This is a genomic window from Rhodopseudomonas palustris BisB18, assembly GCF_000013745.1.
Lineage (GTDB): Bacteria > Pseudomonadota > Alphaproteobacteria > Rhizobiales > Xanthobacteraceae > Rhodopseudomonas_A > Rhodopseudomonas_A palustris_F.
On record NC_007925.1, the window covers coordinates 4440822 to 4459318 of the forward strand.

At 65.0% G+C, this 18497-nt stretch carries 21 protein-coding genes; 3 read left to right on the forward strand and 18 right to left on the reverse strand.

What is annotated here, in order from left to right; genetic code table 11:
• Positions 1–32 precede the first annotated feature (32 nt).
• The 6 genes from RPC_RS19950 to RPC_RS19975 form a co-directional block, all read right to left on the reverse strand.
• Positions 33–986, reverse strand: coding sequence for an alpha/beta fold hydrolase (locus tag RPC_RS19950; protein WP_041803105.1), 954 nt, complete (start codon positions 984–986; stop codon positions 33–35).
• Between the two features lie 349 nt (positions 987–1335).
• Positions 1336–1995, reverse strand: coding sequence for a tetratricopeptide repeat protein (locus tag RPC_RS19955; RefSeq protein WP_011474395.1), 660 nt, complete (start codon positions 1993–1995; stop codon positions 1336–1338).
• Positions 1996–2125: 130 nt separating this feature from the next.
• Positions 2126–2251, reverse strand: coding sequence for a type B 50S ribosomal protein L36 (gene ykgO / locus RPC_RS19960; protein WP_011474396.1), 126 nt, complete (start codon positions 2249–2251; stop codon positions 2126–2128).
• 1524 nt (positions 2252–3775) lie between these two features.
• Entirely contained in the window at positions 3776–4744 is a 969-nt protein-coding gene (locus RPC_RS19965; protein ID WP_011474400.1) for a Bug family tripartite tricarboxylate transporter substrate binding protein, read from the reverse strand.
• 16 nt (positions 4745–4760) lie between these two features.
• On the reverse strand, positions 4761–5216 hold the full coding sequence (locus RPC_RS19970) for a MaoC family dehydratase (RefSeq protein ID WP_011474401.1): 456 nt from the start codon (positions 5214–5216) through the stop codon (positions 4761–4763).
• A 9-nt stretch (positions 5217–5225) separates the two neighbouring features.
• Positions 5226–5696 carry a MaoC family dehydratase gene (locus RPC_RS19975; RefSeq protein WP_011474402.1) on the reverse strand — a complete coding sequence of 157 codons (471 nt, stop codon included), beginning with the start codon at positions 5694–5696 and terminating at the stop codon, positions 5226–5228.
• Between the two features lie 106 nt (positions 5697–5802).
• Between RPC_RS19975 and RPC_RS19980 the strand changes: the two genes are divergently transcribed.
• Together RPC_RS19980 and RPC_RS19985 are read left to right on the forward strand one after the other, a co-directional pair.
• Complete coding sequence (locus RPC_RS19980) at positions 5803–6573, forward strand: IclR family transcriptional regulator domain-containing protein (RefSeq protein ID WP_011474403.1); 771 nt, start codon at positions 5803–5805, stop codon at positions 6571–6573.
• A gap of 34 nt (positions 6574–6607) precedes the next feature.
• Positions 6608–7078, forward strand: coding sequence for a YbaK/EbsC family protein (locus tag RPC_RS19985; protein ID WP_011474404.1), 471 nt, complete (start codon positions 6608–6610; stop codon positions 7076–7078).
• A gap of 49 nt (positions 7079–7127) precedes the next feature.
• Here the strand turns inward: RPC_RS19985 and RPC_RS19990 are convergent, their stop codons facing one another.
• The 3 genes from RPC_RS19990 to RPC_RS20000 form a co-directional block, all read right to left on the reverse strand.
• Complete coding sequence (locus RPC_RS19990; RefSeq protein ID WP_011474405.1) at positions 7128–7421, reverse strand: hypothetical protein; 294 nt, start codon at positions 7419–7421, stop codon at positions 7128–7130.
• A 433-nt stretch (positions 7422–7854) separates the two neighbouring features.
• A complete protein-coding gene (locus RPC_RS19995; protein ID WP_011474406.1) occupies positions 7855–8103 on the reverse strand; it encodes a hypothetical protein in 249 nt (82 codons plus the stop codon).
• Between the two features lie 12 nt (positions 8104–8115).
• Positions 8116–8361 (reverse strand): hypothetical protein, encoded by a 246-nt coding sequence (locus tag RPC_RS20000; RefSeq protein ID WP_049766137.1) that lies wholly within the window; start codon positions 8359–8361, stop codon positions 8116–8118.
• Positions 8362–8516: 155 nt separating this feature from the next.
• On the opposite strand from RPC_RS20000, the gene RPC_RS20005 reads away from it, so the two are divergent.
• On the forward strand, positions 8517–9884 hold the full coding sequence (locus RPC_RS20005; protein WP_011474408.1) for a lipopolysaccharide biosynthesis protein: 1368 nt from the start codon (positions 8517–8519) through the stop codon (positions 9882–9884).
• 225 nt (positions 9885–10109) lie between these two features.
• Here RPC_RS20005 and RPC_RS20010 read toward each other — a convergent pair whose 3' ends face one another.
• The 9 genes from RPC_RS20010 to RPC_RS20050 all read right to left on the reverse strand — a co-directional run bounded on the left by RPC_RS20010 (position 10110) and on the right by RPC_RS20050 (position 18484).
• Complete coding sequence (locus tag RPC_RS20010; protein ID WP_011474409.1) at positions 10110–10898, reverse strand: 3-hydroxybutyrate dehydrogenase; 789 nt, start codon at positions 10896–10898, stop codon at positions 10110–10112.
• A gap of 96 nt (positions 10899–10994) precedes the next feature.
• The gene (locus tag RPC_RS20015; RefSeq protein ID WP_041802121.1) at positions 10995–12140 is read right to left on the reverse strand and encodes a DUF3734 domain-containing protein; all 1146 of its coding nucleotides are present in this window, start codon (positions 12138–12140) and stop codon (positions 10995–10997) included.
• Between the two features lie 90 nt (positions 12141–12230).
• Entirely contained in the window at positions 12231–12740 is a 510-nt protein-coding gene (locus tag RPC_RS20020; protein WP_011474411.1) for a CAP domain-containing protein, read from the reverse strand.
• A 117-nt stretch (positions 12741–12857) separates the two neighbouring features.
• Positions 12858–13820, reverse strand: a complete 963-nt coding sequence (locus tag RPC_RS20025; protein ID WP_011474412.1) for a hypothetical protein — start codon at positions 13818–13820, stop codon at positions 12858–12860.
• Complete coding sequence (locus RPC_RS26930) at positions 13817–14368, reverse strand: DUF6932 family protein (RefSeq protein ID WP_011474413.1); 552 nt, start codon at positions 14366–14368, stop codon at positions 13817–13819. The genes RPC_RS20025 and RPC_RS26930 overlap by 4 nt, the downstream gene beginning before the upstream one ends.
• Positions 14369–14374: 6 nt before the next feature.
• Positions 14375–15424, reverse strand: coding sequence for a sulfate/molybdate ABC transporter ATP-binding protein (locus RPC_RS20035; protein WP_011474414.1), 1050 nt, complete (start codon positions 15422–15424; stop codon positions 14375–14377).
• Positions 15414–16310 carry a sulfate ABC transporter permease subunit CysW gene (cysW, locus tag RPC_RS20040; protein WP_011474415.1) on the reverse strand — a complete coding sequence of 299 codons (897 nt, stop codon included), beginning with the start codon at positions 16308–16310 and terminating at the stop codon, positions 15414–15416. The genes RPC_RS20035 and cysW overlap by 11 nt, the downstream gene beginning before the upstream one ends.
• Positions 16311–16314: 4 nt before the next feature.
• Complete coding sequence (gene cysT, locus RPC_RS20045) at positions 16315–17151, reverse strand: sulfate ABC transporter permease subunit CysT (protein WP_011474416.1); 837 nt, start codon at positions 17149–17151, stop codon at positions 16315–16317.
• A gap of 343 nt (positions 17152–17494) precedes the next feature.
• Positions 17495–18484 (reverse strand): sulfate ABC transporter substrate-binding protein, encoded by a 990-nt coding sequence (locus RPC_RS20050; protein ID WP_011474417.1) that lies wholly within the window; start codon positions 18482–18484, stop codon positions 17495–17497.
• Positions 18485–18497: the final 13 nt, after the last annotated feature.

Sequence of the window (18497 nt, forward strand, 5' to 3'; positions counted from 1 at the left end):
GCGTTTCAGTTTTCCCGGCGTCGCTGCTGCTATCACTGCAGAACCGCCGCTTTCGGCCGCGCCGCGGCGAGCATGGCGTCGATCTCGCGGACCACCAGGCCGGGCGCGGCATACTGCACCATATGCCCGATATTTGGCAGCACGATGAGCTTGGCGTGCGGCACCGCCGCGACGAACGGCCGCGAATGGATATCGACCGACGCGATGGTATCAGCGTCGCCATGCAGCACCACGGTCGGCACCGCGATCTGCGGATAGCGCGAGACCTGCGCGCGCACCGCCTCCTTCAACGTCACCAGATCGAAGGCATTGGCGCGGAATTGCTGCGGCCGCAGCAGCAGCGGCGTGGCGCTGTCGTCGACGAAATCCGCCGGCATCGGCTGCGGCGCGAACGCGGTGCGCGCGCCAGGCGTGACGAAGCCGAGGCCGAGCGGCAGCACGATGGTGCGGGCCAGCAGCGGCCCGATCAACGGCGTCGCGATGATCTTGTTGAGGCTGCCGACGCCGCCGCGCCACGGATGCGTCACCGGCGCCAGCATCACCAGCCCGGCCACCCGCTTGGGATGGTTCAGCGGCATCAGGGCGCCGAGCGCGCCGGCCAGCGAATGCACCACGATGACGGCGCGGTCGACGCCGAGCCGGCGGAGCGCAGCATCGATCATCGCCGCCTGCGTGGTCGGCGAGGACTGAGCCCCGTCCTGGCGCGGGCTGTAGCCGTGGCCGGGCCGGTCGATCAGGATCACCCGATGCGTGGTCGCCAATTCGTCGCCGAGCGGCCGCATCGAGCGCAGATTGGCGCTGGCGCCGTGAATCAGCACGATCGCAGGCCCGCCGTCGCGCGGCCCGATGTCGACGACGTGCAGCGCTCCGCCGTCGACCGCGACCATCTCGCCGTCGGGGGCATAGCGCCGCTCCAGCCACGCGGTGCCGGCCAGCGTGGCCAGCGCGAGAACAGCCAGCGTCGCCAATGTCAGCATGATCATGATCGACAATGTCCGGGAGGTTTGATGCACCCAGAGCATACGCCGCAACGCAGCAAAGGTTTCGCTCTCAGCGCTCAACAGACAACGCGTCCGTCATTCCGGATTGCGAGTTCGCCACGGGCTTTTGGTCGACCGCGTGGAAGAATGAAGGATGGAGGCGTGCCCCGGACGCAGCCCAGCGCGCCGCTCTTGCGGCGTAGTGCGCTGCAGATCCGGGGCCGTTACGGAACGTGGCGCTTGGAACGGTCCCGGCTCGCTGCGCAGCGCAAGGGCGCTGCTTAGCGTCCGGGACACGCGACCTTGCTCGGGTGATTTCTCTCGCGAGTTCGCAAATGAGCATTCGCAGAACGCGCTAGATGTCCCGCCCCTCGACCTTTTCGGTCAGGGTCTTGACCAGCTCCGGCACCTTGTCGAGGTGCGGATTGACCGCCAGCGCCTTACGGAAGGCGTCGAGCGCGCGCTTGTCGTCGCCGAGATCCTGCATGATCATGCCGAGCCCGGCCAGCGCTCCGAAATGCCGCGGCTCGCGCACCAGCACCTGTTCGATGTCCCGCAGCGAGTGGGTGTAGTCATTCTGCAGGTAATACAGCGTGGCACGCCTGTTCCAGCCTTCCAGATAGTCGGGGCGCAGCTTGACCACCGAATCGAGCAGCTTCAACGCCACCTCGGTCTTGCCGGCGTCGAGCGCTGCTTTCGAGCGCGACATCAACAGCGCGGTGGTGTCGCTGGAGGTTTGCGCCCACAGCGCCCAGATCCGGGCTTCGACATGTTTGGCGCTGGCCTCGTCGGGCGCCGCTTTGAGCGCACCGAACAGGAAATCCAGTCCGCGGGTGCGGTCGGCGCCGACCTTCGGCAGCTTGGCCGGGGGCTCGGGCAGTTTCTTCAGCTCTGGGGGCGAAGGGTGGCGCTGCGCCTTGGCGCCTTGCGGCAACGCCAACGTCGCCGCGAGCAAGGTCGCGACAACCAGCAGGACGGGGCGGAACAGGTGCGCGGCCGAACGGAGCGATGCCATCAGCGAAGTCTAGCGGCGCGCACCCGGCAAGCAAGCGCACACCGCGTCAAACCGCCGTGATCGAGAGAACCGGTCGGGACAGGGAATCCATCGCGGCGAGGTTAAGGCTCGAGCCGCGACGCGTCGGCGATCAACCCTGGCGGGCCTTGAAGCGGCGCTGCACCTTGTTGATCACATAGACCCGGCCCTTGCGACGGACCAGACGGTTGTCACGATGGCGGGAGCGAAGCGACTTCAGCGAGTTACGGACCTTCATGAGACAATCCTGAGCGTTTGAAAGGCCGTGTGCGACAGGCCGAAAGCAGCGAAAACGGGCTCGATCCCGATGGCGGGTTGCCCGCCCGAGACAGCCGGTTTCTAAGCCATCCGACGCCGGACTGTCAATGCGAACGGCACAAATCCACGCCGCAACCGACGTTTTCCGCTCCCTTTTTGTCCGTCATGGTGGCGCGGTGGTCCCGAGCCCCGGGCAGCGCCGCCATCCTGCCCCGCAACGCCCCCGCCCCCGTCATCCTGAGGCGCCACGCCCCCCGCCGCCGTCATCCTGGGCGCCACGCCCCCGCCGCCGTCATCCTGAGGTGCCCGAGCGCAGCGAGGGCCTCGAAGGATGCGGCTGCGCATCGATGCGGTCGCCCCGGCCTGTGGCTGCGCGCCGCCCGCGGCCATCCTTCGAGACGCCCGGCGTCGCGCTGCGCGCTGCGCCGGGCTCCTCAGGATGACGCTGATTGGGTTGCTGACGATCTAAAGCCCAAGCGTCGTCATCCTGAGCGTCGTCATCCTGAGGTGCCCGAGCGCAGCGAGGGCCTCGAAGGATGCGGCTGCGCATCGATGCGATCGCCCCGGCCTGTGGCTGCGCTACGCCCGCGGCCATCCTTCGAGACGCCCGGCGTCGCGCTACGCGCTGCGCCGGGCTCCTCAGGATGACGCTGATTGGGTTGCTGATGATCCAAAGCCCAAGCGTCGTCATCCTGAGCGTCGTCATCCTGAGGTGCCCGAGCGCAGCGAGGGCCTCGAAGGATGCGGCTGCGCATCGATGCGCTCGCCCCGCTCTGGTGCTGCGCTACGCCCGCGGCCATCCTTCGAGACGCCCGGCGTCGCGCTGCGCGCTGCGCCGGGCTCCTCAGGATGACGCTGATTGGGTTGCTGACGATCTAAAGCCCAAGCCGTCGTCATCCTGAGCGTCGTCATCTTGAGGCGCCCGAGCGCAGCGAGGGCCTCGAAGGATGCGGCTGCGCATCGATGCGGTTGCCCCGCTCTGGTGCTGCGCTACGCCCGCGGCATCCTTCGAGACGCCCTGCGTCGCGCTACGCGCTGCGCCGGGCTCCTCAGGATGACGCTGATTGGGTTGCTGACGATCCAAAGCCCAAGCGTCGTCATCCTGAGCGCCGTCATCCTGAGGCGCCCGAGCGCAGCGAGGGCCTCGAAGGATGCGGCTGCGCATCGATGCGCTCGCCCCGCTCTGGGGCTGCGCGCCGCCTGCGGCCATCCTTCGAGACGCCCGGCTGCGCGCTGCGCGCTGCGCCGGGCTCCTCAGGATGACGCTGATTGGGTTGCTGATGATCCAAAGCCCAAGCGTCGTCATCCTGAGCGTCGTCATCCTGAGGCGCCCGAGCGCAGCGAGGGCCTCGAAGGATGCGGCTGCGCATCGATGCGCTCGCCCCGCTCTGGGGCTGCGCGCCGCCCGCGGCCATCCTTCGAGACGCCCGGCGGCGCGCTGCGCGCTGCGCCGGGCTCCTCAGGATGACGCTAACTTGAGGAAGCGCCCCCACAGAGCTTCATCTCACTCCAACGGCACGTTGGCGGCGCGGACCATGCCGTTCCATTTGACGATTTCGCTATCGACGAATTTGCCGAATGCCGCGCCGGTCAGCGTCCCCGGTTCGAGCGACAACGCCGCGAATTTCTGTTTGGTCTCCGGCGCCGCCAGGATCTTCGCCATCGCGGCGACCAGTTTCTGATAGGCCGGATTGTCGTGGGCCTGCGGCATATAAAGCCCGAACCAGCCGATGGCCTCAAAACCCTTGAGCCCGGATTCGTTCAGCGTCGGAATGTCGGGCAAGGCTGCCGCGCGCTGCAGGCTGGTAACCGCCAGCACCCGGACCGCGCCGCCCTGGGCGGCCGGGACCACCGTGGTCAGCGAATCGAACATGATCGGGATATGGCCGCCGATCAGGTCGTTCATCGCCGGCGCCGCCCCCTTGTAGGGGATATGCACGATATCGACCCCGGCCATCTGCTTGAACAATTCGCCGGCGAGATGGTTGGCGCCGCCGATCCCGGTCGATCCGAACGAGTACTTACCGGGATCTTTCTTCGCCAGCGCGATCAGCTCCTGCACCGTCTGCGCCGGGAAATCCTTGGTGACGATCAGCGCATTGGCGGCGGAAGCGGCCATCGCGATCGGCGAGAAATCCTTCTGGGTGTCGTAGGGCAGCTTGCGGTACAGGCTGGGATTGATGACGTGGTGGGTCGCGGTCAACAGCAGCACGCTGCCGTCCGGATCCGACTTCGCCACCGCCTCCGAGCCGATGGTGCCGGACGCCCCGGCGCGATTCTCCACCACCGTGGTGACGCCGAGTTCGTCGCCGAGGTACTTCGCCACGAAGCGGGCGACGATGTCGGTGGTCCCGCCGGCCGGAAACGGCACTACGATCTTGATCGATTTGACCGGGAACGGCTCCGCGACGGCGGGCGCGCCGCCGAACGCCGCGAACGACAGCAACACCAACAGGCACCCCAACTTTCTCATTCCCACTCTCCGTCATTCACCCCGCCGCAGACTGTGCACCATGCGGGAATTCCACCATCGCCTCGCCGGTGGCGACCTTGTCGCCCTGCTGATTGCAGACCAGCACATCGATGATAACCCAACGCGAGCGTTCCGTCGTCTGTTTTGACTTGATGATACCACGCGGCCGGATGGTATCACCAGGCCGCACCGGCTTCACCCAGCGGGTTTCCAGGCGCCGGTGAATAGCCCCCGCCGGATAGGCCCAATCGGTAATCATGCGGGTGATCAGTCCGAAATTATTCATGCCGTGCATGATGATGCCGCCGAAATTGGTCTTGCCGAAATCACCTTTCATATAATCGTCGTCGAGATGCAGCGGATTGTAGTCGAGCGAGCCGTCACAAAACAGCCGGATCGAGGCCCGGCTGACTGCAAATTCCGGGCCATCGATGGCGTCGCCGACGGCGAGATCTTCAAAGGTCGTGGTCATCGCGCGCTCCTATCTCGGCCGGATGGTGTGGCCACGGCCGGAACAGATCACCTCGCCGTGCTGGTTGAAGAACACGTTGTCATGCACCACGAACAGCCGCTCGCGGCGGATGAACTTGTCGAGCGCGCGGGCCTGCAGCGTGATGGTGTCGCCCGGCCGCGCCGGGATGTTGTAGCTCCAGGACTGCCCGGCATTGACCGTGCCCGGGGTGCGCATCCAGTCGTCCGCCGGGGTGCAGGCGAACATCAACAGGATGTGGATCGACGGCGGCGCGATCAGTCCGCCGTAAGGCGTCGACTTGGCGAAGGCTTCGTCGAGATACAGCGGATGGGTTTCGCCGACCGAGCGACAATACAGCTCGATGGCCTGGCGGGTGAGGACGTAGGGGAGCGTCTTGCGCGGGACCCCCGGAATGATGTCGTCCCAGACTTTTCTTAAATTGGCGTCCTTCCAAAAATCCGTTTCGAAAGCCTGTTGCAATTCTTCCGTCTCCTTCAGTCGCCAAGCGAACTTTGTAGTCGATTTATGCAAATACTGCGACTATATATCTATTCTGACAAGCATTGGTGACAAGGGAACCTGGACGATGGCCAAGGAAAGCGATGGATTCGTCCGCGCGATCGCGCGGGGATTCTCGGTGGTCGAAGCGTTGGGACGACCGCCCGGCCGCCACACGCTCTCGGAGGCGGCGGTGTCGGCGGGGCTGAACCGGGCCACCGCGCGGCGCATGTTGGCGACGTTGGTAGCGCTGAATTACTGCGAGGTCGAGGGTCGTTACTTCAGTCTGCGGCCGCGCGCGCTGGGGCTCGGGCTGTCTTATCTCAACGCGCTGCCCTATTGGGGCTACGCGCAGAGCGCGCTGGAAGACCTGCGCAACGAGATCGGCGAATCCTGCGCGCTGGCGGTGCTCGACGAGGACGAAATCGTCTATGCGCTGCGGCTGCCGGCGCGGCGCATTCTGTCGGCCAATCTCGGCATCGGCAGCCGGCTGCCGGCGCATGTGGTGTCGCTCGGCCGGGTGCTGCTGGCATCGCTGCCGCCGGACAAGCTGCAGGCCTATCTGACCCGGGCCGAGCTGCGCAAATTGACGCCGCGCACCATCGTCGATCCGGTCGCGCTGGCAGAGCAGCTGCAGCGCACCCGCGAGCAAGGCTACGCCTGGATCGACGGCGAACTCGATCCGGCGATCTGCGGCATCGCGGTGCCGGTGCGCGATCATCGCGGCGCCGTAGTGGCCGCGGTCAGTATCAACACCATCTCCGGCTCGATCGATGAAGACGGCGCCAAGCAGCGCTTCCTCACCGCGCTGCGCCGCACCGCGCAGGACATCCAGAGCCAGACCGCGGCGGCGGCGTAGCATGGCGCACCCGACCCGTGAGGCGCGCTGAGCGATGAGTCTCGAGTCCGTCCGCGCTTACTTCGCTGCCCAAGCCCCCGATCTCGCCGTGCTGGAATCCGCCACCAGTTCGGCGACGGTGGCGCTGGCTGCCGAGGCCCATGGCGTGACGCCGGCGGAGATCGCCAAGACGCTGTCGCTGCGGGTCGGCGAGCGGGTGTTTCTGCTGGTCACCAGCGGCACCGCGCGGCTCGACAACAAGAAGGCCAAGGCGGTGTTCGGCGGCAAGACGAAGATGCTCGGCGCCGACGAGGTGGTGGCGATCACCGGCCACCAAGTCGGCGGGGTCTGCCCGTTCGGCCTGAAGACGCCGCTGCCGGTGTATTGCGACGTCTCGCTGAAAGCGTTCGCTATCGTGGTGCCGGCGGCGGGCTCCACCCACAGCGCGGTGCGGATCGCGCCGCAGCGGATGGCGCAATTGACCGCCGCCGAATGGGTCGACGTCTGCGAGATGCAACCCGCCTGACAACCGCGCGGGGCCCGCAGGCCCCGCGATCGTTCAGGCGATCAACTGGTCACCAACGACGCCAGCCGGGGCGATAGCCCCACGGCCGATAGGGCCGCGGGCCATAGAACCTTGGGCCGTAGAATCGCGGACCATAATAGCCGTAGGCGTTGTAGTAGTTCGGCCGCCACCAGCAGCGACCCCAAGCGTTGCAGACGTAGCGCACCTGATCGAGCTGGGCGGCCGGGCCGCTCGCCGCGCTGACTGCGCCCGGCAATCCGTTCGGCATCGCCGAGGCAGCCCCCGAGGACAATGCGAGGCCGCCGATGGTGGCGAGGGCGGCAAGCGCGAGTTTCAGTTTCATCGAATTCACTCCATCGATTCCAAACCGTGCGCAAGCCTAGGCCGCGGCGGCTGAACGACAGCTGACCAACCGATTCATCTCGATGAAATATTGGTAAGGTGAACGCGGGCCCGCAGCCGCCGTGCCGCAAGCGCCTGTTGCGCGGGCCCGCTATTCACGCCCATCCGGCACGAAGGCGCGCGACCGACCCAGCGTTAACATTTCGGCAGGACATCGATTGGCCGTGCCGCGGTCATCAGCGTTCGGAATATTGCGCGGCGGGTCCCACGGCGCTCGCCGCGCGCCCGGCGCCTGCCCGGGCGCCTCTCGGTCGGCGAGCTGCAGCCGCCGCGCGCCGCAACACCCGGCGAACAGCCTGCAAGCCACAACGCCACCCTCTTCCCTGGATATCGCTTCGCTCATCCAGGCTACCGAAGATGCCGGCGACGACGGCCTACAGCCCGCTGAGGTCGTTCGGCACCTCGCCGAACGCGCGCAGCAGCACCGCGTCGGAAAATTCCCCCAGCATCGGATCGCCGCTGCGGCTGAACGCCACCGCGCCGATATGGCCCTCGCTGCGCGACAGCGCTTCGGCGCGCATGATCGCGGCGTGGGCGCTGGTGCATTCGGTGCCCTCGCGGGCCGCGGGGCCGTCATCATCCCGCGCGAACGGCAACGCCACGTAGTAAGTCACATCCGCCATGGCCTGTCTCCTTCACCTCACCGCGCCGCCCGGCGCCGTGCCGGACGACTCGCCCGATCCGCCGCGCCGGCCGCGCGCGAAACCGCGCGACACCGCGGCGTTGCACTGCCCGAGTTCGAATTCGAGATACTCGTTGGCCAAGATCAACGCGCGAATCGTCGAGCGCAGATCACCGCCGCAGGCCGCGATCGCCGCATCGGCAGCGGCGTCGAGGCGGTCCTGGTCGGAGGCGAATTCAGGCGCAGCATGGGTGGGCATCGGCAATATCCTTGAATGGCGGCAATTGTGTTCTTGTTTCGTTCTGTTGTCAATCAGCCCGCGGCGGCGTCCAACCCTCTCTTAACGACTGCTTGCTAGGCTGAATGACCGTCGTGTCGGCCAACGGCCCCGGCCAACCTGCAGGGTTTTGCGCTTTGGCTCTCCTGGAAGCTCGTTCAGCCACCCCGCTCGCCGGCCTCAAGGCGCGGTTGCGGGCGATGTTCGGCGGCGGCCACGAGGCCGCGCTGACCAACCGGCTGGCCGGCACCATCTTCATCATCCGCGTGGTCAGCGCCGCCTTGGCGTATCTGTCGCAAGTGCTGCTGGCGCGCTGGATGGGCGGCGCGGATTACGGCACTTACGTCTATGTCTGGACCTGGGTGCTGCTACTCGGCTCGATGCTGGATTTCGGCATCGCGATGTCGTGCCAGAAGATCATTCCGGAATATCGCGCCGCCGGCGCCCACGCCTTGTTGCGCGGTTTTCTGTCCGGCAGCCGCTGGGCCACGCTGGCGGCCTCGAGCGCGGTGGCGCTGGCGCTCGCCGGGCTGGTGCGGCTGCTGTCGCCGTGGATCGATCCGCCGGCCGTGGTGCCGCTGTATCTCGGCTGCCTGACGCTGCCGGCCTTCGTGGTCGCCAACACCCAGGACGGCATCGCCCGCTCGCACGACTGGATGCGGCTCGGCTTGATGCCGCAATTCATCGTCCGGCAATCGCTGATCATCGGCTTCACCGCCGGCGCCGTGGTGCTCGGCTTTCAGCTCGGCGCGGTGGCTGCGATGATCGCCAGCTGCGCCGCGGTGTGGATCGCGATGCTCGGCCAGCTGCTCGCGCTGAACCGCCGGCTTGAGGGCGTGATCGACCCCGGCCCCAAAGCCTATGAATTCCGCAGCTGGCTGAAAACCTCGCTGCCGATCATGATGGTCGAGGGCTTCTATCTGCTATTGTCCTATATCGACGTCCTGGTGCTGCAGCATTATCGCTCGGCCGAAGAAGTCGGGGTGTATTTCGCGGTGATCAAGACGTTGGCGCTGGTGTCGTTCATCCACTACGCGATGTCGGCGGTCACCGCGCATCGCTTCAGCGAGTATCACACGAGCGGCGACAAGGCGCGGCTCGCCGCCTATCTCCGCCACGCCATCACCTGGACGTTCTGGCCGTCGCTGGCCGCCACCGTCGTGCTGCTGGCGCTGGGCAAGCCGCTGTTGTGGCTGTTCGGGCCGCAATTCGTCGCCGGCTACGACATCATGTTCATCGCCGCGATCGGCCTCGTGGTGCGCGCCGCGATCGGCCCGGTGGAACGGCTGCTCAACATGCTCGGCCAGCAGAACCTCTGCGCGCTGGCCTATGCGCTGGCGTTCGCGATCAACCTCGTGCTGTGCATCGCGCTGGTGCCGCGGTTCGGCGGCCACGGCGCCGCCGCCGCCACCTCGCTGGCACTCACTTTCGAAACCGTGCTGCTGTTCTGGATCACCCGCCAGCGGCTCGGCCTGCACGTGCTGGCGTTCGGCAAGCGGGCCTGAGGGCGGGGGCCGAAGACTGATCCGACCTCCCTCCCAGTGATATAAGCCCGGCTTGCCGCAACAGAGCCGTGCCCCGGACGCGGCGCAACGCGTCAGCGTTGCGCCGTGAGCCGGGGCCGTTACGAACCGCAGCGCTTGGAACGGTCCCGGCTCGCGACGCAGCGTGAAGAACGCTGCATCGCGTCCGGGACACGCTCAGATCAAACTGCAAGCGCCCTCCCCCGCCTACGCCGCGGTCCAGCCGCCGTCCATCGACAAATTGGCGCCGGTGATTTGGCTGGCGTCATCGCCGCATAGATACAGCGCCAACGCCGCGACCTGCTCGGCGGTGACGAACTGCTTGGTCGGCTGCGCCTGCAGCAACACGTCGTTGATCACCTGCTCCTTGGTGAGCCCGCGCGCCTTCATGGTATCGGGGATCTGCTTCTCCACCAAAGGCGTCCAGACATAGCCCGGCGAGATGCAGTTCACCGTGATCTTGAAGGTCGCAAGCTCCAAGGCCGCGGTCTTGGTGAGGCCGGCGATACCGTGCTTGGCGGCCACATAGGCCGATTTGAACGGCGAGGCCACCAGCGAATGCGCCGAGGCGGTGTTGATGATGCGGCCCCAGCCGCGCTGCTTCATGCCGGGGATCGCCGCGCGGATGCCGTGAAACGCCGACGACAGATTGATGGCGATGATGGCGTCCCACTTCTCGATCGGGAATTCCTCGATCGGCGCGACGAACTGGATGCCGGCATTGTTGACCAGCACGTCGACCGAACCGAAGGTCTTCTCGCCGAGCTTGATCATCTCGGCGATCTCGGCGGGCTTCAGCATGTCGGCCGGCGAATGCACCGCCTTGACGGAGAAATCGCTCTCGATCTTGGCGCGCTCGCGCTCGATGTCGGCCGCCTCGCCCATGCCGTTGATCACCACATTGGCGCCGGCGCCGGCGAAGGCGCGCGCATAGGCCAATCCGATGCCGCTGGTCGATCCGGTCACCACCGCGGTCTTGCCTGTCAACGTGCCCATTGGCTTACTCCCTGTGTTGTGAAGACGATGCGGCGGCGATCGCGCCACCGCGAATGCGTTTCGGCGCGCGCCGTGATGTGCGTTGTGGGCTGGCCGCTATTGGAAAGCCTCTTTGGTCAGATCGTAGGTCACCATGGTCTCGCCGTCCTGCGGCTGGCGCAGCCAGTCCGGACGCCGCATCGACAGATGCACGTCCTGCTCGCCGGATTTCCAATGCTCGAGCATGTTGAGGCGGGAGAAATCATAGTCCTTCGATGCAGCCTCGTAATTGCGCTTGCGGTAGATCAGATGCACCACGGTGACGGTGTTCTCCTCCGCCGCCTCGTGCAGGATGGCGTAGGCCGGATCGTTGCGCAGTTCGTCGGGCAATTTGTCGATCAAATCGCGCAACGCCTTGCGGGTGTTGTGGATCTGCTTGTTCTTGTCGGTGTTGAGCCTGGTGCGGCTGGAAAACCGGATGTCCTTTTCGCGCTCGGCGGCCTCCAGCAGCGTCTCCGGCAGCCGGCCGCGGGCGCTGAACAGATCGACCTGGAAGATCAACAGATCGTCGACGGTTTCTTCGCCGAGCACGTAGTCCAGCGGCGTGTTGGAGGCGATGCCGCCGTCCCAGAAGAATTCGCCGTCGATCTCGACCGCCGGAAAGCCCGGCGGCAGCGCCGCCGAAGCCATGACGTGCTCCGGGCCGATCTGTTGTCTTGTGTTGTCGAAGTAGCAGAAATTGCCGGTGGCGATGTTGACCGCGCCGAGGCTGAGCCGGGTGGTCTTGGCCTCGTCGTTGATGCGATCGAAGTCCACCAGCCGCTGCAGCGTCGCGCGCAGCGGCGCGGTGTCGTAATAGCTCAGCGAGGTCAGATCCTGCGGCGGAAACAGCAGCGGCGGCGGAAACCGCGGCGTGAAGAAGCCGGGCACGCCGAACATGGCGGTCAGCGCTGCGCTGGTTTCGTTGAACAGCGAATGCACCCGGTCGTCGTGCAGCACGGGCAGCCACGGCACCGGCGACGACGCCAGCTCCCAGAATTCCTTCAGCTTCGCCACCCGCTGCTCGCGCGGATTGCCGGCGATGATCGCGGCGTTGATGGCGCCGATCGAGATGCCGGCGAGCCATTGCGGTTCGAAATCGTGGTGGCACAGCGCCTGATAGGCGCCGGCCTGATAGGAGCCGAGCGCGCCGCCGCCCTGCAGCACCAACACGCGGCGACCTTCGGCGGGACTCGAAGCCGGTTTGGCGGCAGCTGTATCCATCGGGGGGCCCATCGGATCGTGGCAAGCACGGCGCAAAGTGGCGCGCGAAGGCGGCGCCGTCAATCGTGTCGCGATGAATTTGCGCGGCGCTCAGCGCGCCTCCGTCGAGGCCAGGATCAGCGTCCAGAACACCTTGTATTTGGTGTTCGGCGCATAGCTCGCGGCGATGCCGAGTTTTGTGACGCCGGATTTCAGCATGTTGGCCTTGTGCGGCGGCGAATCCCGCCAGCCGGAGAACGCTTCGGCCAGCGTATGGTATCCGGCGGAGACGTTCTCCACCGCAAGCGTCGCCGGATAGCCGCCGGCATTGAGCCGCTGCTGCAGCGGCGCTTTCACATTGTGGTCGAGCTTGTTGCGCTTGGCCATGGTCATCGACTGGTCTTCCGCCAGCGCCACCAGCGCCGGATCGACCACCACCGGGCCGAGTCCGTTGTTGTGCCGGTACAGCGAGATCATCGAGGCCGCGGCCTGCGGATCGAGCTTGGCGCCGCCATTGGCCATGCTGAGATACATCGCTGGCTCTTCGACGCTCGGCGCCACCTCGCCGGCGCATCCGGCCAGCAGCAACAGGCCGAGACCGGCCACAACAACCCGCAACATTGAATCAAATCCCCCGGACAGGGGGTGGTTGTTGCACGGCAACCATGGCTGAAAGGTGAATTTTTGAATAGGGTCGGTTTAAATGGTCGAAGGGTCAGTCTGGGCGAGCTCGAAGAGTCAGGAGTCGTGGTCCGACAAGTCTGTGAGGAAAACGGGGGGACCGGGAGGCGATTCGAGACCTACCAGGAAATAATCGATCTGTTCGTGCCCACTTTCATCAGCCACAACTTTTTGCATGATCTGCAGCGTTGCTTGGTACGTCTTCGGCAGTTGAGCAGGCTTCTTCGACGTTATCGCACCGTCAAAGGTACCCTGAATAATACGGTCGCTAACCTTCATCCGGAAGGTATGCTCTAATATGTCCACGTCGAGTAGTTCCCCCACAACGACGGCAGTTTCGTGCGCGCGCATCGCTCTTATGATCGCGGCCTTTTGCGCTATCTCGGGTGCCTGTACTCGCACTTCTCTTTTCACCACGTCGTCCCGACGCCACACAATGTCAGCACCAAATCCGGCTTTGACATTTTCTTCTGCCCATTGATGCACAAGGCGAACCGCCGGTATACCGACCACCTCACTGAGATATTGAAGTTCTTCCGAATCGTTAGCGCGAATGAGGTCGAACGTCTTTCCCATCGCATTGTCCAGCTTTGCTTCAAACAGCATGCGATCATTAGCAAGGGTCATCATAACACCAACTGAACCAGGGAACGTATACGCGAACCCCAGCGTGGTGGCCTCTATCGTTTCTGCGCTATTCTTGGCTGTCTTCTTAGGGCCGTTCTCCAAGGCGTCATAGACAGTAGTGAAGATTTTCTGAAACGTACCCAAAACTGCCGTAAGCCCCGCTATCGATGCGGTGTGCCCCTCAAGTTCAATCCTGTAACCGCAAGCATCAAGGCCGAATTCGTCCGCAGCAGCAAAAAATTGCTCTTCCAGCGAGGCTCTATGATTTTGGATTGTCCGCAGAGTTGCGAGGACGGAGGGCACGTTAGGATGGGTCGCAAGGGTGCGCTCAGCGTGCGCGACGGCTACCGCCGCACTCTGCAAATCTCTTTGTAATTCTGCCAGCCTGCTCATGGGGTGTTGCCCGCGCTAAGCGTCAAGACTACGATACCCTTCGGATCATCCTCGCGACTGAATCCCCACTTGGTATGCCAATAAGAATACCACCATCGACCTTCGTCATAGAGGGGGTCGCCTGGCGGATATTGCATCAGCACGTAGGAATCGCACTTCAAAGTTGGCTTTTGGTTAGCAATCACCCAATCGATGGCTTCCCGCTGCTCCTGCGTTCCGATGTTATAGACTGGAGCATCGACCTTCAGCACGACGTCAACGTCCTTCGGGTTTATTCTTTCCGTCAGAAAACTGCCATCCAGCCACAATTCTCCGGGCACGCCTGCCATTTCCAGCGTTTTGACAAGGGGCATCAAGCCGCCAAATATAGCGCTCCTGCTGCTAGAAAGAGGGAACAGGTCAACGCATACCTGCTCAACATCCCCATAGATAAATGGTGAAAGCCCAGGGGGAACAAGGACGGGAGATCTGGTGGCGGGACCGAAGGCATGGACGATGACGCTAGTTGAAGTTCCATTGGACCTCAACCGCGTTTTCCTCAGCAACATTCCAGCCTAACCCGTCTCGGCGAAAATCCGGTAGCGGCGCGGCTGCAGGCTGACGATGTCGCCGGGTTTCAGGTCGCGATCGCGCGGCGCGTCGATCTCGATCAGCGTGCCCTCGCCCACCGCGCTGAGCAGGATGTCGGCGCGCTGCGTCGGCCCGAAGGCGCGGACGTGCTTCACCGCACCTTCCAGCGCGCCGGCGCCGGACGGCCCGATCGCCAGATCGTGGCGGCGGATGAACAGTTTCGACGGCCCCGGCCGGGCGTCGCGAGAGTCCAGGTTGAGCTCGCGGTCGCCGAGCCGCACCCGTCCGTCGCGGATGTCGACCGGCAGCACGATGGATTCGCCGATGAAGCCGTGCACGAAGGCGGTCGCCGGGTCCTCATAGACGTCGCCGGGGCTGCCGATCTGTTCGATCCTGCCCTTGTCCATCACCACCACGCGGTTGGCGACTTCCAGCGCCTCTTCCTGGTCGTGGGTGACGAAGATCGAGGTGACGTGGATTTCCTCGTGCAGCGTGCGCAGCCATTTGCGCAGCTCTTTACGCACCTTGGCGTCGAGCGCGCCGAACGGCTCGTCGAGCAACAGGATGCGCGGTTCGATCGCCAGCGCTCTCGCCAGCGCGATGCGCTGGCGCTGGCCGCCGGAGAGCTGGCTCGGATAACGGTCGGCCAGCCAGTCGAGCTGCACCAGGTCCAACAGGTCTTTGACCCGCGCCTTGATCTGCGCCTCGGATTTACGAATGCTGCGCGGCTGCACCCGCAGCCCGAAAGCGACGTTCTCGAACACGCTCATATGGCGGAACAGCGCGTAGTGCTGGAACACGAAGCCGACATGGCGCTCGCCGGCGCCGCGCGACAGCGCGTCCTCGCCGTCGAACGACACCGAGCCGGCGTCGGGCCAATCCAGCCCGGCGATGATGCGCAGCAGCGTGGTCTTGCCGGAGCCCGAGGGACCGAGCAGCGCCAACAGCTCGCCGGTCTCGACCCGCAGGTCGACATTGTCCAGCGCGGTGAAGGCGCCGAAGCGCTTTACGATATTGCGAACCTCAATCGTCACTTTGCGGCCGTCCTTCCTCGATCTGGCTTTCCAGAATGGTTTTGGCGATCAGCGTCACCAGCGCGAGCAGCGCTAAGAGCGAGGCGATCGCGAACGACGCCACCAGCTGATACTCGTTGTACAGGATTTCCACCAACAGCGGCATGGTGTTGGTCTCGCCGCGGATATGCCCGGAGACCACCGAGACCGCGCCGAATTCGCCCATCGCGCGGGCGTTGCACAGCAGCACGCCGTACAGCAGGCCCCATTTGATATTGGGCAGCGTCACCCGCAGAAAAGTCTGCCAGCCGCGGGCGCCGAGCGAGATCGCCGCCTCCTCTTCCTGCGAGCCCTGCTCCTGCATCAGCGGGATCAATTCGCGCGCGACGAACGGGAACGTCACGAAGGTGGTGGCCAGCACGATCGCCGGCACCGCGAACAGAATGTGGATGCCGTGCGCCATCAGCCACGGCCCGAAGAAGCCCTGCGCGCCGAACAGCAGCACGAACACCAGGCCGGAAATCACCGGCGACACCGAAAACGGCAGGTCGATCAGCGTCACCAGGAAGGTCTTGCCGCGGAATTCGAACTTGGCGATCGCCCAGGCCGCGGCGACGCCGAAGATCAGATTGAGGCCGACCGAAATCACCGCGGTGACCAGCGTCAGCCAGATCGCCGCCAGCGCCTCCGGATCGCTGAGCGACGACAGGTAGAACCCGATCCCCTTGGAGAACGCCTGCGCGAACACCAGCACCAGCGGCAGCACAACGAAGATGGTGAGGAAGGTCAGCGCAAAGCCGATGATCAGCCCGCGCACCAGCCGCGGCTCGGTGCGGGAATCGCGCTGGGCCTGCGGAACCGGTTTGGCGGCGACCGGCAGCGACGAGGTGGTGGTTGCAATGGTCATGGCCTCACCCCGCCGTCAGCGCGCGGGTCTGCGCCCAGCGCTGCAGACGGTTGATCAGGAAGATGACCAGGAACGACACCACCAGCATCACCACCGCGATCGCGGTGGCGTCGGCGTAGCGGAATTCCGACAGCCTGATTACGATCAGCAACGGCGCGATCTCGGAGACGTTCGGCAGATTGCCGGCGATGAAGATCACCGAACCGTATTCGCCGACCGCCCGCGCAAACGCCAAGGCGAAGCCGGTCAGGATCGCCGGCGTCAGCGAGGGGATGATCACCCTTGTGATGATCTGCCAGCGCGAGGCGCCGAGGCAGGCGGCGGCTTCTTCCAGTTCGGCGTCGAGATCGATCAGCACCGGCTGCACGGTGCGCACCACGAAGGGGATGCCGATGAAGATCATCGCCATGAAGATGCCGAGCGGGGTGAACGCCACCTTGATGCCGAGCGCCGCCAGCGGCGCGCCGAGCCAGCCCTGCTGCGCGAACAGCGTGGTCAGCGCGATGCCGGCCACCGCGGTCGGCAGCGCAAAAGGAATGTCCACGATGGCGTCGAAAACCCGCCGCCCCGGAAAACGATAGCGCACCAGCGCCCAGACGATCAGCAGGCCGGCGACCAGATTGACCAGGGCGGCGGCGAACGCCAGCCCGAATGAGATCTGCAACGCGTGCAGCGTGCGATTGCTGGTCACCGTCTCGATGAATTGCCACAGCGTGAGTTCGGTGGTCTTGACGAACAGCCCGCCCAGCGGAATCAGGATCAGCAGCGACAGCCAAGTCAGCGTCAGTCCCATGGTCAGGCCGAACCCCGGCAACGCACTCTGTCTTGCGGGCGCGCTCATGTTGGGCTCCGGGGCACGCGGCTGTTTTCCCTCCCCCTTGCGGGGAGGGTGGCCCGGCGAAGCCGGGTCGGGTGGGGGGACAACGAATGCCGTGCGTGCAGCACCCCCACCCCGGCCTCCGCTTGCCGACGCTGCGCGTCGGCGCCGCTCGGCCGACCCTCCCCGCAAGGGGGAGGGATCATTCGAGCGCCGCGATCAAACAAATGACCTCGCCGCAACATCACCTCACCCCGCAAGCGGGGCGAGGGAGCTCGCTGCCATCGTTGCTGCGCATCGCACTTCAATCCAACGTTCCAGATCCCGGGCCGGCGTCCCGACCCCGGGCAGCCTATCTTAGTTCCGATTAGTCCTTATATATCTTATCGAACACACCGCCGTCGCTGAAGTGTTCCTTTTGCGCCTTGGTCCAGCCGCCGAACACGTCGTCGATGGTGAACAGCTCAACCTTGGCGAACGAGTCGGCATACTTCTTGGCAATTCCGGCATCGCGAGGGCGGTAGAAGTTGCGCGCGGCGATTTCCTGGCCCTCTGGAGTGTACCAGTATTTCAGATAAGCTTCCGCGGCAGAGCGGGTGCCTTTCTTGTCGGCAACGCCATCGACCACCGCGATCGGCGGCTCCGCCAGGATCGACACCGATGGCGCCACGATCTCGAACCTGTCCTTGCCGAATTCCTTCACCGCGAGAAACGCCTCGTTTTCCCAGGCCAGCAACACGTCGCCGACGCCGCGCTCGACGAAACTGACGGTGGAGCCGCGCGCCCCGGTATCCAGCACCGGCACGTTCTTATAGATGTTGGCGACGAACTCCCGCGCCCCCTGTTCGGAACCCGACTTCTTCAGCGCGTAGCCCCAGGCGGCGAGATAGTTCCAGCGCGCGCCGCCCGAGGTCTTCGGGTTCGGCGTGATCACGCTGACGCCGGATTTGGTCAGATCATCCCAGTCCTTGATGCCCTTCGGGTTGCCCTTGCGCACCAGGAACACGATGGTCGAGGTGTAGGGCGATGAGTTCTGCGGCAGCTTGGCCTGCCAATCCTTGGCGATCAGCCCCTTGTTGGCGATGGCGTCGATGTCGTAGGCGAGCGCCAAGGTGACGACGTCGGCCTGCAGCCCGTCGATCACCGAACGCGCCTGCGCGCCGGAGCCGCCATGCGACTGCTTGATCTCGACGCTCTTGCCGGCGTCCTTCTGATAGGCGGCGGCGAACGCCTTGTTGAAGTCGGAATAAAGTTCGCGGGTCGGATCGTACGACACGTTGAGCAGCGTGACGTCAGCGGCCATCGCGGAGCCTGCCCAGATCAATCCCGCGATCACGGTAAGAAAACGACGGACCATGTTGATCTCCATT